Genomic DNA, 14,761 nt, shown 5'->3' with positions numbered 1-14,761 from the left:
GCGTGGATGTTAAATCGTATTCGTATCTCGACCACACTGTTTTTGATTCTGATCCTTTGCGGTGTGTTGCAGGTTGGCAGTAACGGGTTGTCTTTTTGGGCGTTTCGCGATGGCTATCAGAATTTGCAGGAAGTTGAGGCGAGTAATCAACAGCGCTCCGCACTGGCACAAACGCGTGCCGTGCTGTTGCAGGCAAGCACTGCGCTGAACAAGGCAGGGACCTTAACCGCGTTAAGTTATCCGCCAGATGACATCAAAGCGCTGATGGCAACGGCGCGCGAAAGCCTTAAACAGGCCGACGCGCAGTTTAAAGCCTTCGCGTCTCAGGAGGATGTCAGCGAGAAGGGCAAAGCGCTGAAAGTTGCCATGAAGAAGAACTTTGATCAGTGGCACAGCGATCTGGATCACCAGGCGACCTGGCTTGAGAACAACCAGCTCTCTGATTTTATGACCGCGCCGGTGCAGGAATCGCAGGCGGCCTTTGATGGCAGCTTTAACGCCTGGCAGCAGGACATCAATCAGTTTGTTGAGCGTGCAGGGGCAGACAGCCGCACCAGCTACCACATGTCCGGCGTGATTTTTGCCGTAGTGGTGATTCTGGCGGCATTGCTGACCGGGGGCGCGCTGTTCTGGTCGCGCAGGATGATTGTGCAGCCGCTGGCGATCATCAGCAGCCATTTCGACAGCATTGCGAAGGGCAATCTGGCGCGCCCGGTGGCGGTGTACGGTAAGAACGAGATTTCGGCAATTTTCGCCAGCCTGAAGGCGATGCAGGGATCGCTGCGTGAAACGGTGACCGATGTGCGTCAGGGCAGTTATGCCATGCACACCGGGATATCTGAAATTGCAGCAGGCAATAACGATCTCTCTTCCAGAACCGAGCAGCAGGCCGCCTCGCTGGCACAAACGGCTGCCAGCATGGAGCAACTGACGGCGACGGTAAGCCAGAACGCCGATAACGCGCGCCAGGCATCGGATCTGTCGAAACAGGCCGCGCAAACGGCGAAGAAAGGGGGCGACCAGGCGACTCACGTTGCCAGCACCATGCATGAGATAGCCGCCAGCTCACAGAAAATTGGCGACATTATTAGCGTGATTGACGGTATTGCCTTCCAGACCAACATTCTGGCCCTGAACGCCGCCGTTGAGGCAGCGCGCGCAGGGGAACAGGGTCGAGGGTTTGCGGTCGTCGCCGGTGAAGTTCGTAACCTGGCAAGCCGCAGCGCTAACGCGGCTAAAGAAATTAAGGTGCTGATTGAAGAGTCGGTGTCTCGCGTTGAGCAAGGTTCTGCGCTTGTGGATACGGCAGCAAAAACGATGACCGAGATTGTCACCTCAGTGACCCGGGTTAACGACATCATGGGTGAAATTGCCTCCGCGTCCGATGAACAACGTCGCGGGATTGAGCAGGTAGCCCAGGCGGTCAGCCAGATGGATCAGGTGACACAGCAGAACGCTTCGCTGGTGGAAGAGGCGGCCGCGGCAACCGATCAGCTGGCAAACCAGGCCGATCACCTGACCGGGCTGGTCGCGGTATTTAATGTAAAAGAGCACGTTGAAGCAGTAACAGAAGTCGGGCGGTCGCAGGCCGTGCCAGTTGGAACCTGAATGTGATTAAGAAGGCGCTATGACATCACCAATGCCCTCAGGGCAAACGTCATTACTGTTACAGATGACACAGCGCCTCGCGCTGTCCGACGCGCATTTTCGTCGGATATGTCAGTTAATCTACCAGCGTGCGGGGATCGTGCTTGCCGATCATAAGCGAGACATGGTTTACAACCGGCTGGTGCGGCGCTTGCGCACCCTCGGGCTGGATGATTTTGGCCGCTATCTGAGTATGCTCGAAGCGAACCAGAACAGCGCGGAATGGCAGGCATTTATTAACTCGTTAACCACTAACCTGACCGCGTTTTTCCGCGAAGGGCACCACTTCCCGGTGCTGGCGGATCACGCGCGTCGTCGTAGCGGGGAGTATCGCGTCTGGAGTGCGGCAGCCTCAACCGGCGAAGAGCCGTACTCGCTGGCGATCACCCTGGCGGACACGCTGGGTATGGCGCCCGGGCGCTGGAAAGTGTTCGCCAGTGATATCGACACCGAAGTGCTGGAAAAAGCGCGTAACGGGGTCTATCGCCAGGATGAACTGAAGACGCTCTCGCCTCAGCAGCTCCAGCGTTACTTTATGCGTGGCACAGGCCCGCATGAAGGGCTGGTGCGCGTACGCCAGGAGCTGGCGAACTGCGTGGAATTCACCTCTGTAAACCTGCTGGATAAGCAGTACAACGTTCCGGGGCCGTTTGACGCCATTTTTTGCCGTAACGTGATGATTTATTTTGATAAAACGACGCAACAGGACATTCTGCGTCGCTTTGTTCCGTTGCTCAAGCCTGACGGTTTACTGTTTGCCGGGCACTCGGAAAACTTTAGCAACCTCGTGCGTGAGTTTAGCCTGCGTGGGCAAACGGTATATGCGCTGAGTAAGGAAAAAGCATGAGCAAAATCAGGGTGTTGTCTGTCGATGATTCGGCGCTGATGCGCCAGATCATGACTGAAATTATCAATAGCCACAGCGATATGGAGATGGTGGCAACAGCGCCTGATCCGTTAGTTGCGCGGGATTTGATCAAAAAATATAACCCCGACGTGCTAACGCTGGATGTCGAAATGCCGCGCATGGATGGCATCGATTTTCTGGAAAAATTAATGCGTCTGCGCCCGATGCCGGTAGTGATGGTGTCATCCCTGACCGGGAAAGGGTCTGAAATCACGCTGCGCGCGCTGGAGCTGGGGGCGGTGGATTTTGTCACCAAACCGCAGTTGGGTATCCGTGAAGGGATGCTGGCCTACAGCGAGATGATTGCCGAGAAGATCCGCACCGCGTCGCGCGCGAAGCTGGCGGCGCATAAACCGACGGCCGCGCCGGCAACGTTGAAAGCAGGCCCGTTACTCAGCTCGGAAAAACTGCTGGTGATTGGTGCGTCAACCGGGGGAACAGAGGCAATTCGCCATGTACTCCAGCCATTGCCGCTTTCAAGCCCAGGTATTCTTATTACGCAGCATATGCCGCCAGGATTCACCCGTTCGTTCGCGGAACGTCTGAACAAACTGTGTCAGATAAGCGTGAAAGAGGCGGAAGACGGTGAGCGTGTTCTTCCGGGGCACGCGTATATCGCGCCGGGTGACAAGCATATGGAGCTGGCGCGCAGTGGCGCGAACTATCAAATCAAAATTCATGACGGGCCGCCGGTTAACCGGCACCGTCCGTCGGTGGATGTGCTGTTTCATTCGGTGGCGAAACATGCGGGGCGCAACGCCGTCGGGGTGATCCTGACGGGGATGGGCAACGATGGGGCCGCCGGAATGTTAGCGATGCACCAGGCTGGCGCCTGGACGATTGCGCAGAATGAAGCAAGTTGTGTGGTGTTCGGCATGCCGCGCGAGGCCATCAATATGGGTGGCGTGAGCGAAGTGGTCGATCTTAGCCAGGTAAGCCAGCAGATGCTGGCGAAAATCAGTGCCGGACAGGCAATACGTATTTGACTCAGGAGTATTATTTTATGGCGGATAAAGAGCTTAAGTTTTTGGTTGTGGATGACTTTTCCACCATGCGTCGCATCGTGCGTAACCTGCTTAAAGAGCTGGGCTTCAACAACGTTGAAGAAGCAGAAGATGGCGTGGACGCGCTGAACAAACTTCAGGCTGGCGGATTTGGTTTTGTGATTTCTGACTGGAACATGCCAAACATGGATGGTCTGGAACTGCTGAAAACCATTCGTGCAGATGCGGGTATGGCCTCTTTGCCGGTTCTGATGGTGACTGCAGAAGCGAAGAAAGAGAACATCATTGCAGCAGCACAGGCGGGCGCAAGCGGCTATGTGGTGAAGCCATTCACCGCTGCAACCCTGGAAGAGAAGCTCGGTAAGATCTTCGAGAAACTCGGCATGTGAGGTGATGGATATGTTGCAACCTGCTATGAAACCCGTTGAAGAACATTCACCGAGCGACATTATTGCCCGCATTGGTAGCCTGACGCGCATGTTGCGTGACAGCCTGCGTGAATTAGGGCTGGATCAGGCTATTGCTGAAGCGGCGGAAGCGATTCCGGATGCGCGCGATCGTCTGGACTATGTGGTGCAGATGACCGCTCAGGCGGCTGAACGTGCGCTGAACAGCGTTGAAGCATCACAGCCACACCAGGACGCGATGGAGAAAGGGGCGAAATCCCTGACCAGGCGTTGGGATGAGTGGTTCGAGAACCCAATCGAGCTGGCGGATGCCCGTGAGCTGGTGACCGATACCCGTCAGTTCCTGGGGGATGTGCCGGGTCACACCAGCTTCACCAACGCGCAATTGCTGGACATCATGATGGCGCAGGATTTCCAGGACCTGACCGGTCAGGTCATCAAGCGCATGATGGATGTGATTCAGGAGATTGAGCGTCAGCTGCTGATGGTTCTGCTGGAGAACATCCCGGAACCGGCTGCGCGTCCGAAACGCGAGAACGAAAGCCTGCTCAATGGCCCACAGCTCGACGCCACCAAAGCGGGCGTTGTGGCAAGCCAGGATCAGGTGGACGATCTGCTGGACAGCCTTGGTTTCTGATAGTGTTATTCCCCTCAGGTTGTTCGTTCAACCTGAGGGGATGTAGTCTATCGAAGATCCATTTTTACCGTTACGTTACCCTCAAAGCTCCCGGATTCAGGTATCGTACTGGTGGTGCTGACCGGCGTTGCCTTGATGTGAATCACACCTTTTCCTTGTTCATCCACCGTGACAGGAAACTCGTAGCTGCCGTCCAGCGCAATATCCTGATTCCGCTCATCGAACACCCTGACGCCGATATCATCCCTACCGATCATTTTCGCGATCACAGGATTGCTGCTGTCCACAACCCCCTGATCGGCACTCAGCGTGAGTTTAATCCTGTCATTTTTACCTACCGTGTTATTGCCGCACTGGTACGAAATGTCGACATCTTTCAGCGTAAAGCCTTTGGGCTGGAGCCCCTTAGCAACAAACTGGCTGGAAACCAGATCGCCAAAATCGACCTCAATGGTACTTCCTTCGTTTATTGTGCAGCTTAATGGGGCAGTAAGAGAACCGCTTAACCAGATGTTTGATACCTGCTCAGCGTTGGTTGGGTCACAGCTGCCGGATCCATAGTAGAGGCAGGCATAGTTTTGTACCACGATGGTCGGGGGAATAGTCGCTTCTCCCAGAATGGTTTTTTTGACCAGAAAGCTTGCGACAATGACATTCCATCTGAACTGCCGTTTCACGGGGGGATCGCTTTCAGGGCGGGTGCTTTCACTGCAAACGCTGGCGGTGCCCTCGGTTGTTTTTATCTTTTCGATCATTTTTTCCATCGACGAGAGCGACGAAGGGTAATCGTTGATATCGAGTTTGGTTAAATTTGCCCCATCAGGAGAATTAATTGCATCGCTGTATCCAGATACGTGAATATCCAGAGAGTCCGTAAGATAGCCATAGCCGCTGGCGCCGGCGCTAAGAGGGCTACCGGCAAGCGTCAGCTCCATGATCGTAGTATTTTCATCCAGATCCTTTGGGCAGCTGCAGTTAGCCTCCATTTCGGCGCCGCTACCGACAAGGTGCTCGTTATCATTGATTGCATTACCCACCACGTTCTCCGTGGTGGAGAGCTCCCGGCTATAGGAAATCTGGTAATCCTGAGGGGCCGTGAAACAATTCGTTAATGCCGTGGCGGCGTGTCCTGTAAGGGGGAAGGCGAAGCCGTACAGGGCGACCTGTAGGAGCGTCAAAACAAATTTCTGGCGTTTAGTGATCATGCGGTTGTTCCTGCTGACATAGCACGCGGGCCTGGCGGATCCCCGTGGGGTTTTTTGATATTTGCAAATCGGTAAGCATGACAGGTGCCGTGCAGCGTTGATCGCTGGTGTCACCCCAGACGATGTCAAGCTCAGCATTTTTGCTTATTCCTGCAAGGTAGAGCGTGCCCGTATCGTCGACAATTCCGGTCATACTGGACGTTCTCTCCGTCGCTATCGCCCCGAAAGGAACGTTCCTTCCATCCTGGCGGACAAGCGTGATCAGGGCACGGTAACCGACATGGGCGTCAAAACTCGCGGCCACGGCAGCATTACGCGAAGGCACTACGGTAATGGCGGTGTCGCTGGTATCTACATCTTGTGGCAGGCTGGTTGTATCGATACGGATGCGGTTTTCCTGATAGGGCGTGAGAGAGGGGATCACCGCATTTCCCTGCCAGTCGGTCCGGACGCCCCGCTGATTCTTGAAACGAACACCCGCCGCACCGGAAGCACTGACGATGGCAAACTGATCGCCTAATGGCTGAGCAAGCGTGATCCCATGTGGATGGGCGACGATTGCGCCACTGGCGCCGTAACTGAGCTGCTGGCTGTTATCCGATGAGTAGTAATAGCCAGCATTGAGGTTGGCGTACTGCGAACGATAACTACCGTACAGGCTACTGCTATCGTCAGCATCGTGGTTGGCATGGCTCTGTTGCAACGAATAGCTCAACCGTTCATCGTCCAGCAGGGTGCCGCTGATACCCAGATTTTGTCGCGTATAACCCTTTTTACTGTTGCTTAAGGAATAACTGCTCCACGCTCGCGGCAGCCATTTGCTGAGCGGGATGCTGAAGCCAAAGGAGACCATCTGGTCGCTGCTGTCGTCGCTGGTTTTACTGTAGGTGTAAGCCATGTGCAGGCTGACCCCTTCCACGATGGTGTTCGCGCCAGCGGAAAGGCTGCGCTCTTTACGCGAGCTTCCCCAGTAATCCTGCTGATAGCCATTCAGGTAAAAACTGCTGCCAAACAGGCTCTGGCTGATACTGGCCTGAAGACGGCTGCGTTTGTTGTACTGATACAGCCAGTCGTTTTCATTACCCTCATACTTCTGGTTGGCGTCAGCAAAACTGTAATAGCCCGCCGTGGAGTAGCGATAACTGCCGAGCGTGAAGTTGGTCTCTGTGGCATCGATTTTCCCTGAGTAAAGCAGACGGTAAGACTGCCCGGTGCTTTCTTCGCCATTATCCAGACGGGTTTTGGCCACCGTTACGTCCGCTGAAAGTGAACCCAGTTCGCCTAATGCCATACCCGCGCCGCTGTTGACCGCCTGATAGTCTTCAGACGCGGTGATGCCGCCAAACAGCGTCATGGTATTGTTCAGACCATAGATGGCACTTCCCTGAACAAACGCGGGTTCTTTTTGCCCGCTGCCACTGTCGGCCCGGTAGCGTGCGGCGGTCACTTCATACTTCAGATGACCGGGGCGCTGCATTACGGCGATGCTGGAATAGGGCTGGGTGAAGCGGTGCTCGCTGCCGTCGGCTTCTTTCACCGTCACCTCAAGATCACCGCTGTTGGTTGTCGAATAACTGACATAGTCCATTCGTCATTTTGTTGATTTATCCCTGAATCATTGTGGATGTGTATTTTTCCGATGCATTCCCGTAATCCGTAATACAACGCCAGCTAACCTGAGCGCCTGAGGCCTTCGCCGGAAGAGGGACCGAGACGTGAGAAAATGGCGCAACCATATCGGCCTTCGGTAGTGGGATATTCCCGAACTGTAGGCTGTCAAAAACGCTGTAAAATGCCCCATCGTTAATGACAATCAGGTCACTCTTAACCTGGCGGAAATGGAGGTTTTTACAGGTATCACCGGGTGTCCCTTTAAGCCCTGAAGGACGCCAGAACAGCTTCAGGCGCGTCTTATAAATAAGGCGCAGCATGTTTTTATCGCTGTCCTCTTTTGCGGTTGCAGGAATGGTGCGGATGTTCATATAAAACAACGATTCGCGGTCTTCAGGGAGTGAGGCGCCATTCCAGGCGATGCGAAGACTTTGCTCTTTTTGTGCATCCAGGCGAAAAAGCGGGGGGGTGACAATAAAGGGGCCACGCGTTGTCTCGTCGCCAGTGTCCGTCCAGGACTGGATGAGCCAGGGAAGTGCGTTATCTTTGTTGACGAGCGGAAGGGCTATCTCTTTTTTTTCGGCATTGTAAATAATACGCGTGCGGCCAATCTGGACACCTGCTGCATGGCTCAATGTAGGTATCATGAGTGATAGATAGATAAATGCTTGCGACAATTTACGCATGGTCAGCCTGCTGTTCGTGATTTTAAAATAAAATAGAATAATCCGGGCTTATTCGGACTATTCTATTTAGTATTCTGAGGGTGTATTTTTTTAGTTAAAAATTGAACGGATAAATGCCCGATACAACCTGTTAATGGTAAATAATGTTAATTGTCATGTCGGCATCTGCCGCGCCTGGTGTGACATCAGATGCAAAAGATTTATACCGCGCATTGAAATCAGCATGAACCTGATCTTCTTTCGTCGTGGGTAGTGTAATATGCACCTGATCTTCGCTGCCATCGAAGGCAATATAGTCTGTATTATCATCTTCCGGGCTCACGGCAATGCCAATACCTGTCGCGGCGGTGTCGCCTTCGGTGGTGATTTTACTGACGTCCAGCAAGGTTGTTGAACCTGTGACAGCAGTGCTCCCGTTAAACGTTAGCTGTACTGATGGCAGCCCATCACTTTTAACCGGGCAGTCTGAGAGCGTGATACTAAAAGGGATCAATTCGCTTTCTTTACCCACCTCAGTAAATATTGAGTTCGGATACGTACCCAAAGGCACAGTACTGTCTGTGCCGTTATCACCATCAATCGTGCAGCTTGGTTCAATAATTTGCCCGGTAAAGTGAATTGTCCCTGCATTCATTTCCGCAGCCATAGCGCTAACAGAAACGAGGCTAAGAATAAAACTGGCTACCATAGTTTTGGTACGTTTCATAAATAGTGTCCTTTAATAAATAATGCATCTACTCGTTGAGTATTAAGGGGTTAGTAATAGTGGTGCTGATTCTGCGGGGAGTATACACCCTTATTTTGGGCTGAAAAGAACGGTGGGGATAAAATGGCCTTAATAAACAAGTTATTTCTTTGGTGAATCTTTTGATTTTATTGATCGAATTGATCTTTGCATTTGATTATATAAATCACAAAAATGTAATTCTGCATTGCGATGGATATTTCTGCGTATTATGGTTGCTGCCGTAAACTTATTGTTTATGAGTTGTAGTAATAAGTATTTAGACACGTAAGGGTTTAACAAATATTGTTAACGAATAATACATCCAGGCACTTTTCTGAAAAATGAAGTAGTGTTGAAAAAGCGTTGTGAAGAGTAAACCAGGTAAAAACGATGAGTTATAGACCCTTTTCCGGCCATTGATTGCCCTGACCTCTGGCATGATACCCGTGACTCAATGGGCTGCGAGCACGTACAGTGGCAGAAGAAAACGACGACAAAACGGAAGCCCCCACACCCCACCGACTTGAAAAAGCGCGTGAGGAAGGGCAGATCCCCCGTTCCAGAGAACTGACATCCCTGCTTATTTTAGTGGTGGGTGTTTGTATTATCTGGCTGGGTGGGGAGTCGCTCGCCCGAAGACTGGCCGGAATGCTTTCTACCGGATTACGTTTTGATCACAGCATGGTCAACGATCCGAACCTTATCCTCAGCCAGATTATCCTGCTTATCAAAGATGCGATGATTGCCTTGCTGCCGCTGATAACCGGCGTGGTACTGGTGGCTATCGTCTCGCCTGTTATGCTGGGCGGCCTGGTGTTCAGCGCCAAATCGCTGCAACCTAAATTTTCCAAACTTAATCCGCTGCCGGGCATCGCGCGTCTGTTTTCCGCCCAGACCGGCGCAGAGCTGGTGAAAGCCATTCTGAAATCCACGCTGATGGGCAGCGCGGCGGGTTTTTATCTTTTGCACAACTGGCCGGAAATGATGCGCCTTATCAGCGAATCGCCACTCACCGCCATGAGTAACGCCATGAATCTGGTCGGGCTGTGTGCTCTGCTGGTGGTGCTGAGCATTATCCCGATGGTGGGATTCGACGTTATCTTCCAGCTGTACAGCCACTTCAAGAAACTGCGCATGTCACGTCAGGATATTCGTGATGAATACAAGCAGATGGAAGGTGACCCGCATGTGAAGGGGCGTATTCGCCAGATGCAGCGTGCTGCTGCCCGCCGTCGCATGATGGAAGACGTGCCAAAAGCCGATGTCATTGTCACCAACCCGACGCACTACTCGGTGGCGTTGCAGTATGACGAAAACAAAATGAGCGCACCAAAAGTGGTGGCGAAAGGGGCCGGGCTGATTGCGCTGCGTATTCGTGAGATCGGCACGGAGAATCGCGTTCCCATTCTTGAGGCTCCACCGCTGGCGCGTGCTTTATACCGCCATGCGGAAATCGGACAACAAATCCCGGGGCAGCTTTACGCCGCAGTGGCGGAAGTGCTGGCCTGGGTATGGCAATTGAAACGTTGGCGTTTAGCAGGTGGTCAACGACCTGTGAAACCTGAAAACCTTCCAGTGCCAGAAGCGCTGGATTTTATGAACGAGAAGGACACTGATGGCTAATCTGGTGGCAATGTTGCGCCTGCCGAGCAACATGAAATCGACGCAATGGCAGATTCTGGCCGGGCCGATTCTCATCCTGCTGATTTTGTCGATGATGGTACTGCCGCTCCCGGCATTCATCCTCGATCTGCTTTTCACATTCAACATTGCACTGTCCATCATGGTGCTGCTGGTGGCGATGTTTACCCAGCGGACACTGGAGTTTGCAGCGTTCCCGACCATTCTGCTGTTTACCACCTTGCTGCGTCTGGCGCTGAACGTGGCCTCCACGCGTATCATCCTGATGGAAGGGCACACCGGTGCGGCGGCGGCGGGTAAAGTGGTTGAAGCCTTCGGTCACTTCCTGGTGGGCGGTAACTTTGCCATCGGTATCGTGGTGTTCGTGATCCTCGTTATCATCAACTTTATGGTAATCACCAAAGGTGCAGGGCGTATTGCGGAAGTTGGCGCGCGCTTCGTGCTTGACGGGATGCCAGGTAAGCAGATGGCGATCGATGCCGACCTTAATGCGGGTCTTATTGCCGAAGACGAAGCCAAAAAGCGCCGTGCGGAAGTGACCCAGGAAGCCGACTTCTACGGCTCAATGGACGGTGCGAGTAAGTTTGTGCGCGGGGATGCCATCGCGGGCATCCTGATTATGGTGATCAACGTGGTGGGCGGCCTGCTGGTCGGTGTACTGCAACACGGCATGGACATGGGCCACGCGGCGGAAAGCTATACGCTGCTGACCATCGGTGACGGCCTGGTTGCACAGATCCCGGCGCTGGTTATCTCTACCGCTGCGGGTGTTATCGTTACCCGCGTCAGCACAGACCAGGACGTTGGCGAGCAGATGGTTGGCCAGCTGTTCAGCAACCCGCGCGTGATGCTGCTGGCTGCGGCGGTACTGGGGCTGCTCGGTCTGGTTCCGGGGATGCCAAACCTGGTGTTCCTGCTGTTTACCGGCGCTCTGCTAGGCCTTGCCTGGTGGATGCGCGGGCGTGAAGCCAAACCCGCGGCCGAGCCTGCTCCTGTTAAAGTACAGGAGAATACGCAGGCGGTCGAAGCCACCTGGAACGATGTCCAGCTGGAGGATTCACTGGGGATGGAAGTGGGATATCGCCTGATCCCGATGGTGGATTTCCAGCAGGATGGTGAGCTGCTTGGGCGTATTCGCAGTATCCGTAAGAAATTCGCACAGGAGATGGGCTTTTTGCCTCCGGTTGTCCATATCCGCGACAACATGGATTTACCGCCGGCGCGCTACCGCATTCTGATGAAAGGGGTGGAAATTGGCAGCGGTGATGCTTATCCGGGACGCTGGCTGGCTATCAACCCGGGTACGGCTGCCGGGACTCTGCCGGGCGAGCAAACCATCGATCCGGCCTTTGGTCTGGCCGCTATCTGGATCGAGAGTGCCCTGAAAGAGCAGGCGCAGATCCAGGGCTATACCGTGGTGGAAGCCAGTACCGTCGTGGCAACCCATCTTAACCATCTGATCGGCCAATTCTCGGCGGAGCTGTTTGGCCGCCAGGAAGCGCAGCAGCTTCTGGATCGCGTCACGCAAGAGATGCCGAAACTGACCGAAGATCTTGTACCGGGGGTAGTGACGTTAACCACGCTGCACAAAGTGCTGCAAAACCTGCTCGATGAGAAAGTGCCAATCCGTGATATGCGGACCATTCTGGAAACCCTGGCGGAACATGCGCCGCTGCAAAGCGATCCGCATGAGCTGACGGCAGTGGTTCGCGTGGCGCTGGGACGTGCGATTACCCAACAGTGGTTCCCGGGAACAGGCGAAGTACAGGTTATTGGCCTTGATACTCCGCTGGAGCGCTTGCTGCTTCAGGCCTTACAGGGCGGTGGTGGCCTGGAACCGGGTCTTGCAGACCGACTGCTGGCACAAACTCAGGAAGCGCTGGCGCGTCAGGAGATGCTGGGTGCGCCACCGGTTCTGCTGGTGAACCACGCGTTGCGTCCGCTGTTGTCCCGCTTCCTGCGCCGTAGCCTGACGCAGCTGGTGGTGCTGTCGAACATGGAGCTGTCGGATAACCGCCATATCCGCATGACGGCAACCATTGGAGGTAAATAATGCGTAAGTGGCTTTGGATACTGTTCTTCCCGCTGGCTGCGCAGGCCGCAGGTGAGGGGACATGGCAGGCCAGCAGCATGGGGATTACGCTCAATCATCGCGGTGAGTCGATGTCTTCACGCCCGCTATCACCTTCTGAACCGGCCACCGGCCTGATGACGCTGGTGGCCTGGAATTATAAGCTGATTGGCCCAACGCCCGCAGGGTTGCGTGTACGCCTGTGTACGCAGACCCGCTGTGCGGAAATCGACGGAGAAAACGGCACAACTCAGGCGTTTAACGGCGTATCGGCTCTTGAGCCACTCCGCTTTATCTGGGAAGTTCCTGGCGGCGGGCGTTTGATCCCGGCGCTGAAAGTTCAGAGCAACTCTGTCATCGTCAACTACCGCTAACTACCCGCCTTAACGCCCGCCATCAGGTGATTCTGGTGGCTGGCTCGCAAAAATGACACCTGCTTTTGATGCAAAAGAAACGCTGTTTTATAAATCAGTGACACGCGTAGCGACACTCTTTGCATTTTTGCCATCCCCTTGTTTAGGGTGGCAGAAACAGAAAGGTATCACCCCAGCGATACTTTTACTGTAGCCGTGTAAAAACTCCCGGATGAGGTTGTTTACAGGGAGTCTCCCAACACTGATTAGGGTTGACGGCAATGAAAACACGTAAAATTGGACTCGCAAATTACCTTGCTTATGGCTCGGGCGATTTCCTTGGCGCAGGGACGACTGCGCTGACCTCCGCCTGGCTTTTATATTTTTATACGACCTTCTGTGGACTCTCGCCTATCGAGGCAACCTTTATCTTTGCCGCCGCAAGGGTACTGGATGCTGTGGTCAGCCCGCTAATGGGTTTTTTAACCGATAACTTTGGTACGACCTGGTTTGGCAAACGCTTCGGGCGGCGTAAGTTCTTTATCCTGCTCGGTATTCCTTGCGTGTTCAGCTATTCACTGATGTGGGTAGGGGACATGAACTTCTGGTACTACCTACTGACCTATCTGGTGTTCGATGTCGTCTACACCATGATTCTGGTGCCATACGAAACGCTGGTACCGGAGATGACCGATGACTTCAAACAGAAAACCAAATTCTCTGGCGCGCGTATCTCAATGGCGCAGATGTCGGCCATTCTGGCTTCATTCCTGCCGGGCGTATTACTGACCCACTTCGGTAAAGACAACGCGGTGTCCTTCTTCTATGCAAGCCTGGTCTTCTCTGTGCTCTGTGCGGTGATGCTGATCTTCGTCTGGTGCTTTACCTGGGAACGCCCGCGTGAAGAATGGACCGAAGCGGCGCTGCGTGCCGAAGAAGAGAAGAAAAAGCTGTCTCTGGGGCAGAGCCTTAACCGCCTGTTTGTGGAGTTAAGCTCTACGCTGCGCATTAAAATCTTCCGTCAGCATCTGGGCATGTACCTGGGGGGTTACATCGCCCAGGACGTGTTCAATGCCGTGTTCACCTACTACGTGGTGTTTGTCCTGATGCAGGAAGCGTCAACGGCGTCGACCCTGCTCGGCACGATGGCGAGCTTCCAGTTCATTGCGGTCATCGCCATGATCCCGCTGTGTATCCGCTTCGGGCCTGCGCCGTCCTACCGCATGGTGGTGGTACTGTTCGGTCTGGCGTCTGTTTCATACGCCGTGCTGTATTACGCCGGTCTGAGTGACATTTACTCGCTGCTGTTGCTGGTTTCCGCGGTAGCGGGTCTGGGCCGTGGCGGTATCAACTACGTGCCGTGGAATACCTACACCTATATTGCTGACGTGGACGAAGTGATCACCGGCCAGCGCCGCGAAGGGATCTTTGCCGGCATCATGACTCTGACCCGTAAAGCCTCTCAGGCGGGGGCGGTAATGCTGGTCGGTATCGTGATGCAGATGTCCGGCTTTGTCAGTGGCCAGAAGGTTCAGCCTGCTGAGGTGAGCCACACCATCCTGATGATCCTGAGCGTGGGCACCGTCCTGGTGCTGTTCTGCGGCTTCCTGGTGTCCTTGCGTTTCAAACTCAATTTGCAGACCCACAGCACGCTACGTGAAGAGACCGCCAAAATGCGTGAGTCTGGCCGGGCGATGCCTGAAACAGCAACCCCGCAAGCCCGTGAGACGGTGGAGATGCTCGCCGGGATGCCGTACGAGTCACTGTGGGGCAATAACAACATCGGTTACCTGAATCGTAATAAACCCGCGGCACCTTCTCTGAAGGATCGCGCGGTACTGAATTCGACATACAACAGAGGTTAA

At 54.1% G+C, this 14,761-nt stretch carries 13 protein-coding genes; 9 read left to right on the top strand and 4 right to left on the bottom strand.

The window, feature by feature from the left end:
- Nucleotides 1-6 precede the first annotated feature (6 nt).
- The 5 genes from tap to cheZ are packed head-to-tail and all read left to right on the top strand — an operon-like array spanning nt 7 to nt 4,602.
- Nucleotides 7-1,608 carry a methyl-accepting chemotaxis protein IV gene (tap, locus tag N1249_RS13500; RefSeq protein ID WP_259830013.1) on the top strand — a complete coding sequence of 534 codons (1,602 nt, stop codon included), beginning with the start codon at nt 7-9 and terminating at the stop codon, nt 1,606-1,608.
- A 19-nt stretch (nt 1,609-1,627) separates the two neighbouring features.
- Nucleotides 1,628-2,494 carry a protein-glutamate O-methyltransferase CheR gene (cheR, locus tag N1249_RS13495; protein WP_217186435.1) on the top strand — a complete coding sequence of 289 codons (867 nt, stop codon included), beginning with the start codon at nt 1,628-1,630 and terminating at the stop codon, nt 2,492-2,494.
- A complete protein-coding gene (locus tag N1249_RS13490; protein ID WP_003859716.1) occupies nt 2,491-3,540 on the top strand; it encodes a chemotaxis response regulator protein-glutamate methylesterase in 1,050 nt (349 codons plus the stop codon). The genes cheR and N1249_RS13490 overlap by 4 nt, the downstream gene beginning before the upstream one ends.
- Nucleotides 3,541-3,557: 17 nt before the next feature.
- Nucleotides 3,558-3,947: a chemotaxis response regulator CheY gene (cheY, locus tag N1249_RS13485; protein ID WP_000763862.1), complete on the top strand. Its 390-nt coding sequence runs from the start codon at nt 3,558-3,560 to the stop codon at nt 3,945-3,947.
- A gap of 10 nt (nt 3,948-3,957) precedes the next feature.
- Complete coding sequence (cheZ, locus tag N1249_RS13480; protein ID WP_259830010.1) at nt 3,958-4,602, top strand: protein phosphatase CheZ; 645 nt, start codon at nt 3,958-3,960, stop codon at nt 4,600-4,602.
- Nucleotides 4,603-4,649: 47 nt separating this feature from the next.
- Here the strand turns inward: cheZ and N1249_RS13475 are convergent, their stop codons facing one another.
- The 4 genes from N1249_RS13475 to N1249_RS13460 form a co-directional block, all read right to left on the bottom strand.
- Entirely contained in the window at nt 4,650-5,807 is a 1,158-nt protein-coding gene (locus N1249_RS13475) for a fimbrial protein (RefSeq protein ID WP_259830008.1), read from the bottom strand.
- Nucleotides 5,797-7,395, bottom strand: a complete 1,599-nt coding sequence (locus N1249_RS13470; protein WP_259830006.1) for a fimbria/pilus outer membrane usher protein — start codon at nt 7,393-7,395, stop codon at nt 5,797-5,799. The genes N1249_RS13475 and N1249_RS13470 overlap by 11 nt, the downstream gene beginning before the upstream one ends.
- A gap of 16 nt (nt 7,396-7,411) precedes the next feature.
- Nucleotides 7,412-8,104: a molecular chaperone gene (locus tag N1249_RS13465; RefSeq protein WP_259830000.1), complete on the bottom strand. Its 693-nt coding sequence runs from the start codon at nt 8,102-8,104 to the stop codon at nt 7,412-7,414.
- A 130-nt stretch (nt 8,105-8,234) separates the two neighbouring features.
- The gene (locus N1249_RS13460; RefSeq protein ID WP_257273385.1) at nt 8,235-8,810 is read right to left on the bottom strand and encodes a fimbrial protein; all 576 of its coding nucleotides are present in this window, start codon (nt 8,808-8,810) and stop codon (nt 8,235-8,237) included.
- Nucleotides 8,811-9,305: 495 nt separating this feature from the next.
- Here N1249_RS13460 and flhB point away from each other — a divergent pair, with 495 nt between their 5' ends.
- From flhB to N1249_RS13440, 4 genes are all read left to right on the top strand, one after another.
- On the top strand, nt 9,306-10,454 hold the full coding sequence (flhB, locus tag N1249_RS13455) for a flagellar biosynthesis protein FlhB (RefSeq protein ID WP_257273384.1): 1,149 nt from the start codon (nt 9,306-9,308) through the stop codon (nt 10,452-10,454).
- The gene (flhA, locus tag N1249_RS13450) at nt 10,447-12,525 is read left to right on the top strand and encodes a flagellar biosynthesis protein FlhA (protein WP_014070707.1); all 2,079 of its coding nucleotides are present in this window, start codon (nt 10,447-10,449) and stop codon (nt 12,523-12,525) included. The genes flhB and flhA overlap by 8 nt, the downstream gene beginning before the upstream one ends.
- Entirely contained in the window at nt 12,522-12,917 is a 396-nt protein-coding gene (locus tag N1249_RS13445; RefSeq protein ID WP_257273582.1) for a flagellar protein FlhE, read from the top strand. Before flhA ends, N1249_RS13445 begins: the two co-directional genes overlap by 4 nt.
- A 260-nt stretch (nt 12,918-13,177) precedes the next feature.
- On the top strand, nt 13,178-14,761 hold the full coding sequence (locus N1249_RS13440; protein WP_259829997.1) for an MFS transporter: 1,584 nt from the start codon (nt 13,178-13,180) through the stop codon (nt 14,759-14,761).

Source organism: Enterobacter sp. CP102 (assembly GCF_025152625.1).
Lineage (GTDB): Bacteria > Pseudomonadota > Gammaproteobacteria > Enterobacterales > Enterobacteriaceae > Enterobacter > Enterobacter soli.
This window is presented reverse-complemented; position numbering and strand designations above follow the sequence as displayed.

Coding starts and splice junctions, on each gene's coding strand:
- N1249_RS13470 (WP_259830006.1), bottom strand. CDS start 7,395: ATGGACTATGTCAGTTATTCGACAACCAACAGCGGTGATCTTGAGGTG.
- tap (WP_259830013.1), top strand. CDS start 7: ATGTTAAATCGTATTCGTATCTCGACCACACTGTTTTTGATTCTGATC.
- cheR (WP_217186435.1), top strand. CDS start 1,628: ATGACATCACCAATGCCCTCAGGGCAAACGTCATTACTGTTACAGATG.
- cheY (WP_000763862.1), top strand. CDS start 3,558: ATGGCGGATAAAGAGCTTAAGTTTTTGGTTGTGGATGACTTTTCCACC.
- flhA (WP_014070707.1), top strand. CDS start 10,447: ATGGCTAATCTGGTGGCAATGTTGCGCCTGCCGAGCAACATGAAATCG.
- N1249_RS13460 (WP_257273385.1), bottom strand. CDS start 8,810: ATGAAACGTACCAAAACTATGGTAGCCAGTTTTATTCTTAGCCTCGTT.
- cheZ (WP_259830010.1), top strand. CDS start 3,958: ATGTTGCAACCTGCTATGAAACCCGTTGAAGAACATTCACCGAGCGAC.
- N1249_RS13440 (WP_259829997.1), top strand. CDS start 13,178: ATGAAAACACGTAAAATTGGACTCGCAAATTACCTTGCTTATGGCTCG.
- N1249_RS13490 (WP_003859716.1), top strand. CDS start 2,491: ATGAGCAAAATCAGGGTGTTGTCTGTCGATGATTCGGCGCTGATGCGC.
- N1249_RS13475 (WP_259830008.1), bottom strand. CDS start 5,807: ATGATCACTAAACGCCAGAAATTTGTTTTGACGCTCCTACAGGTCGCC.
- N1249_RS13465 (WP_259830000.1), bottom strand. CDS start 8,104: ATGCGTAAATTGTCGCAAGCATTTATCTATCTATCACTCATGATACCT.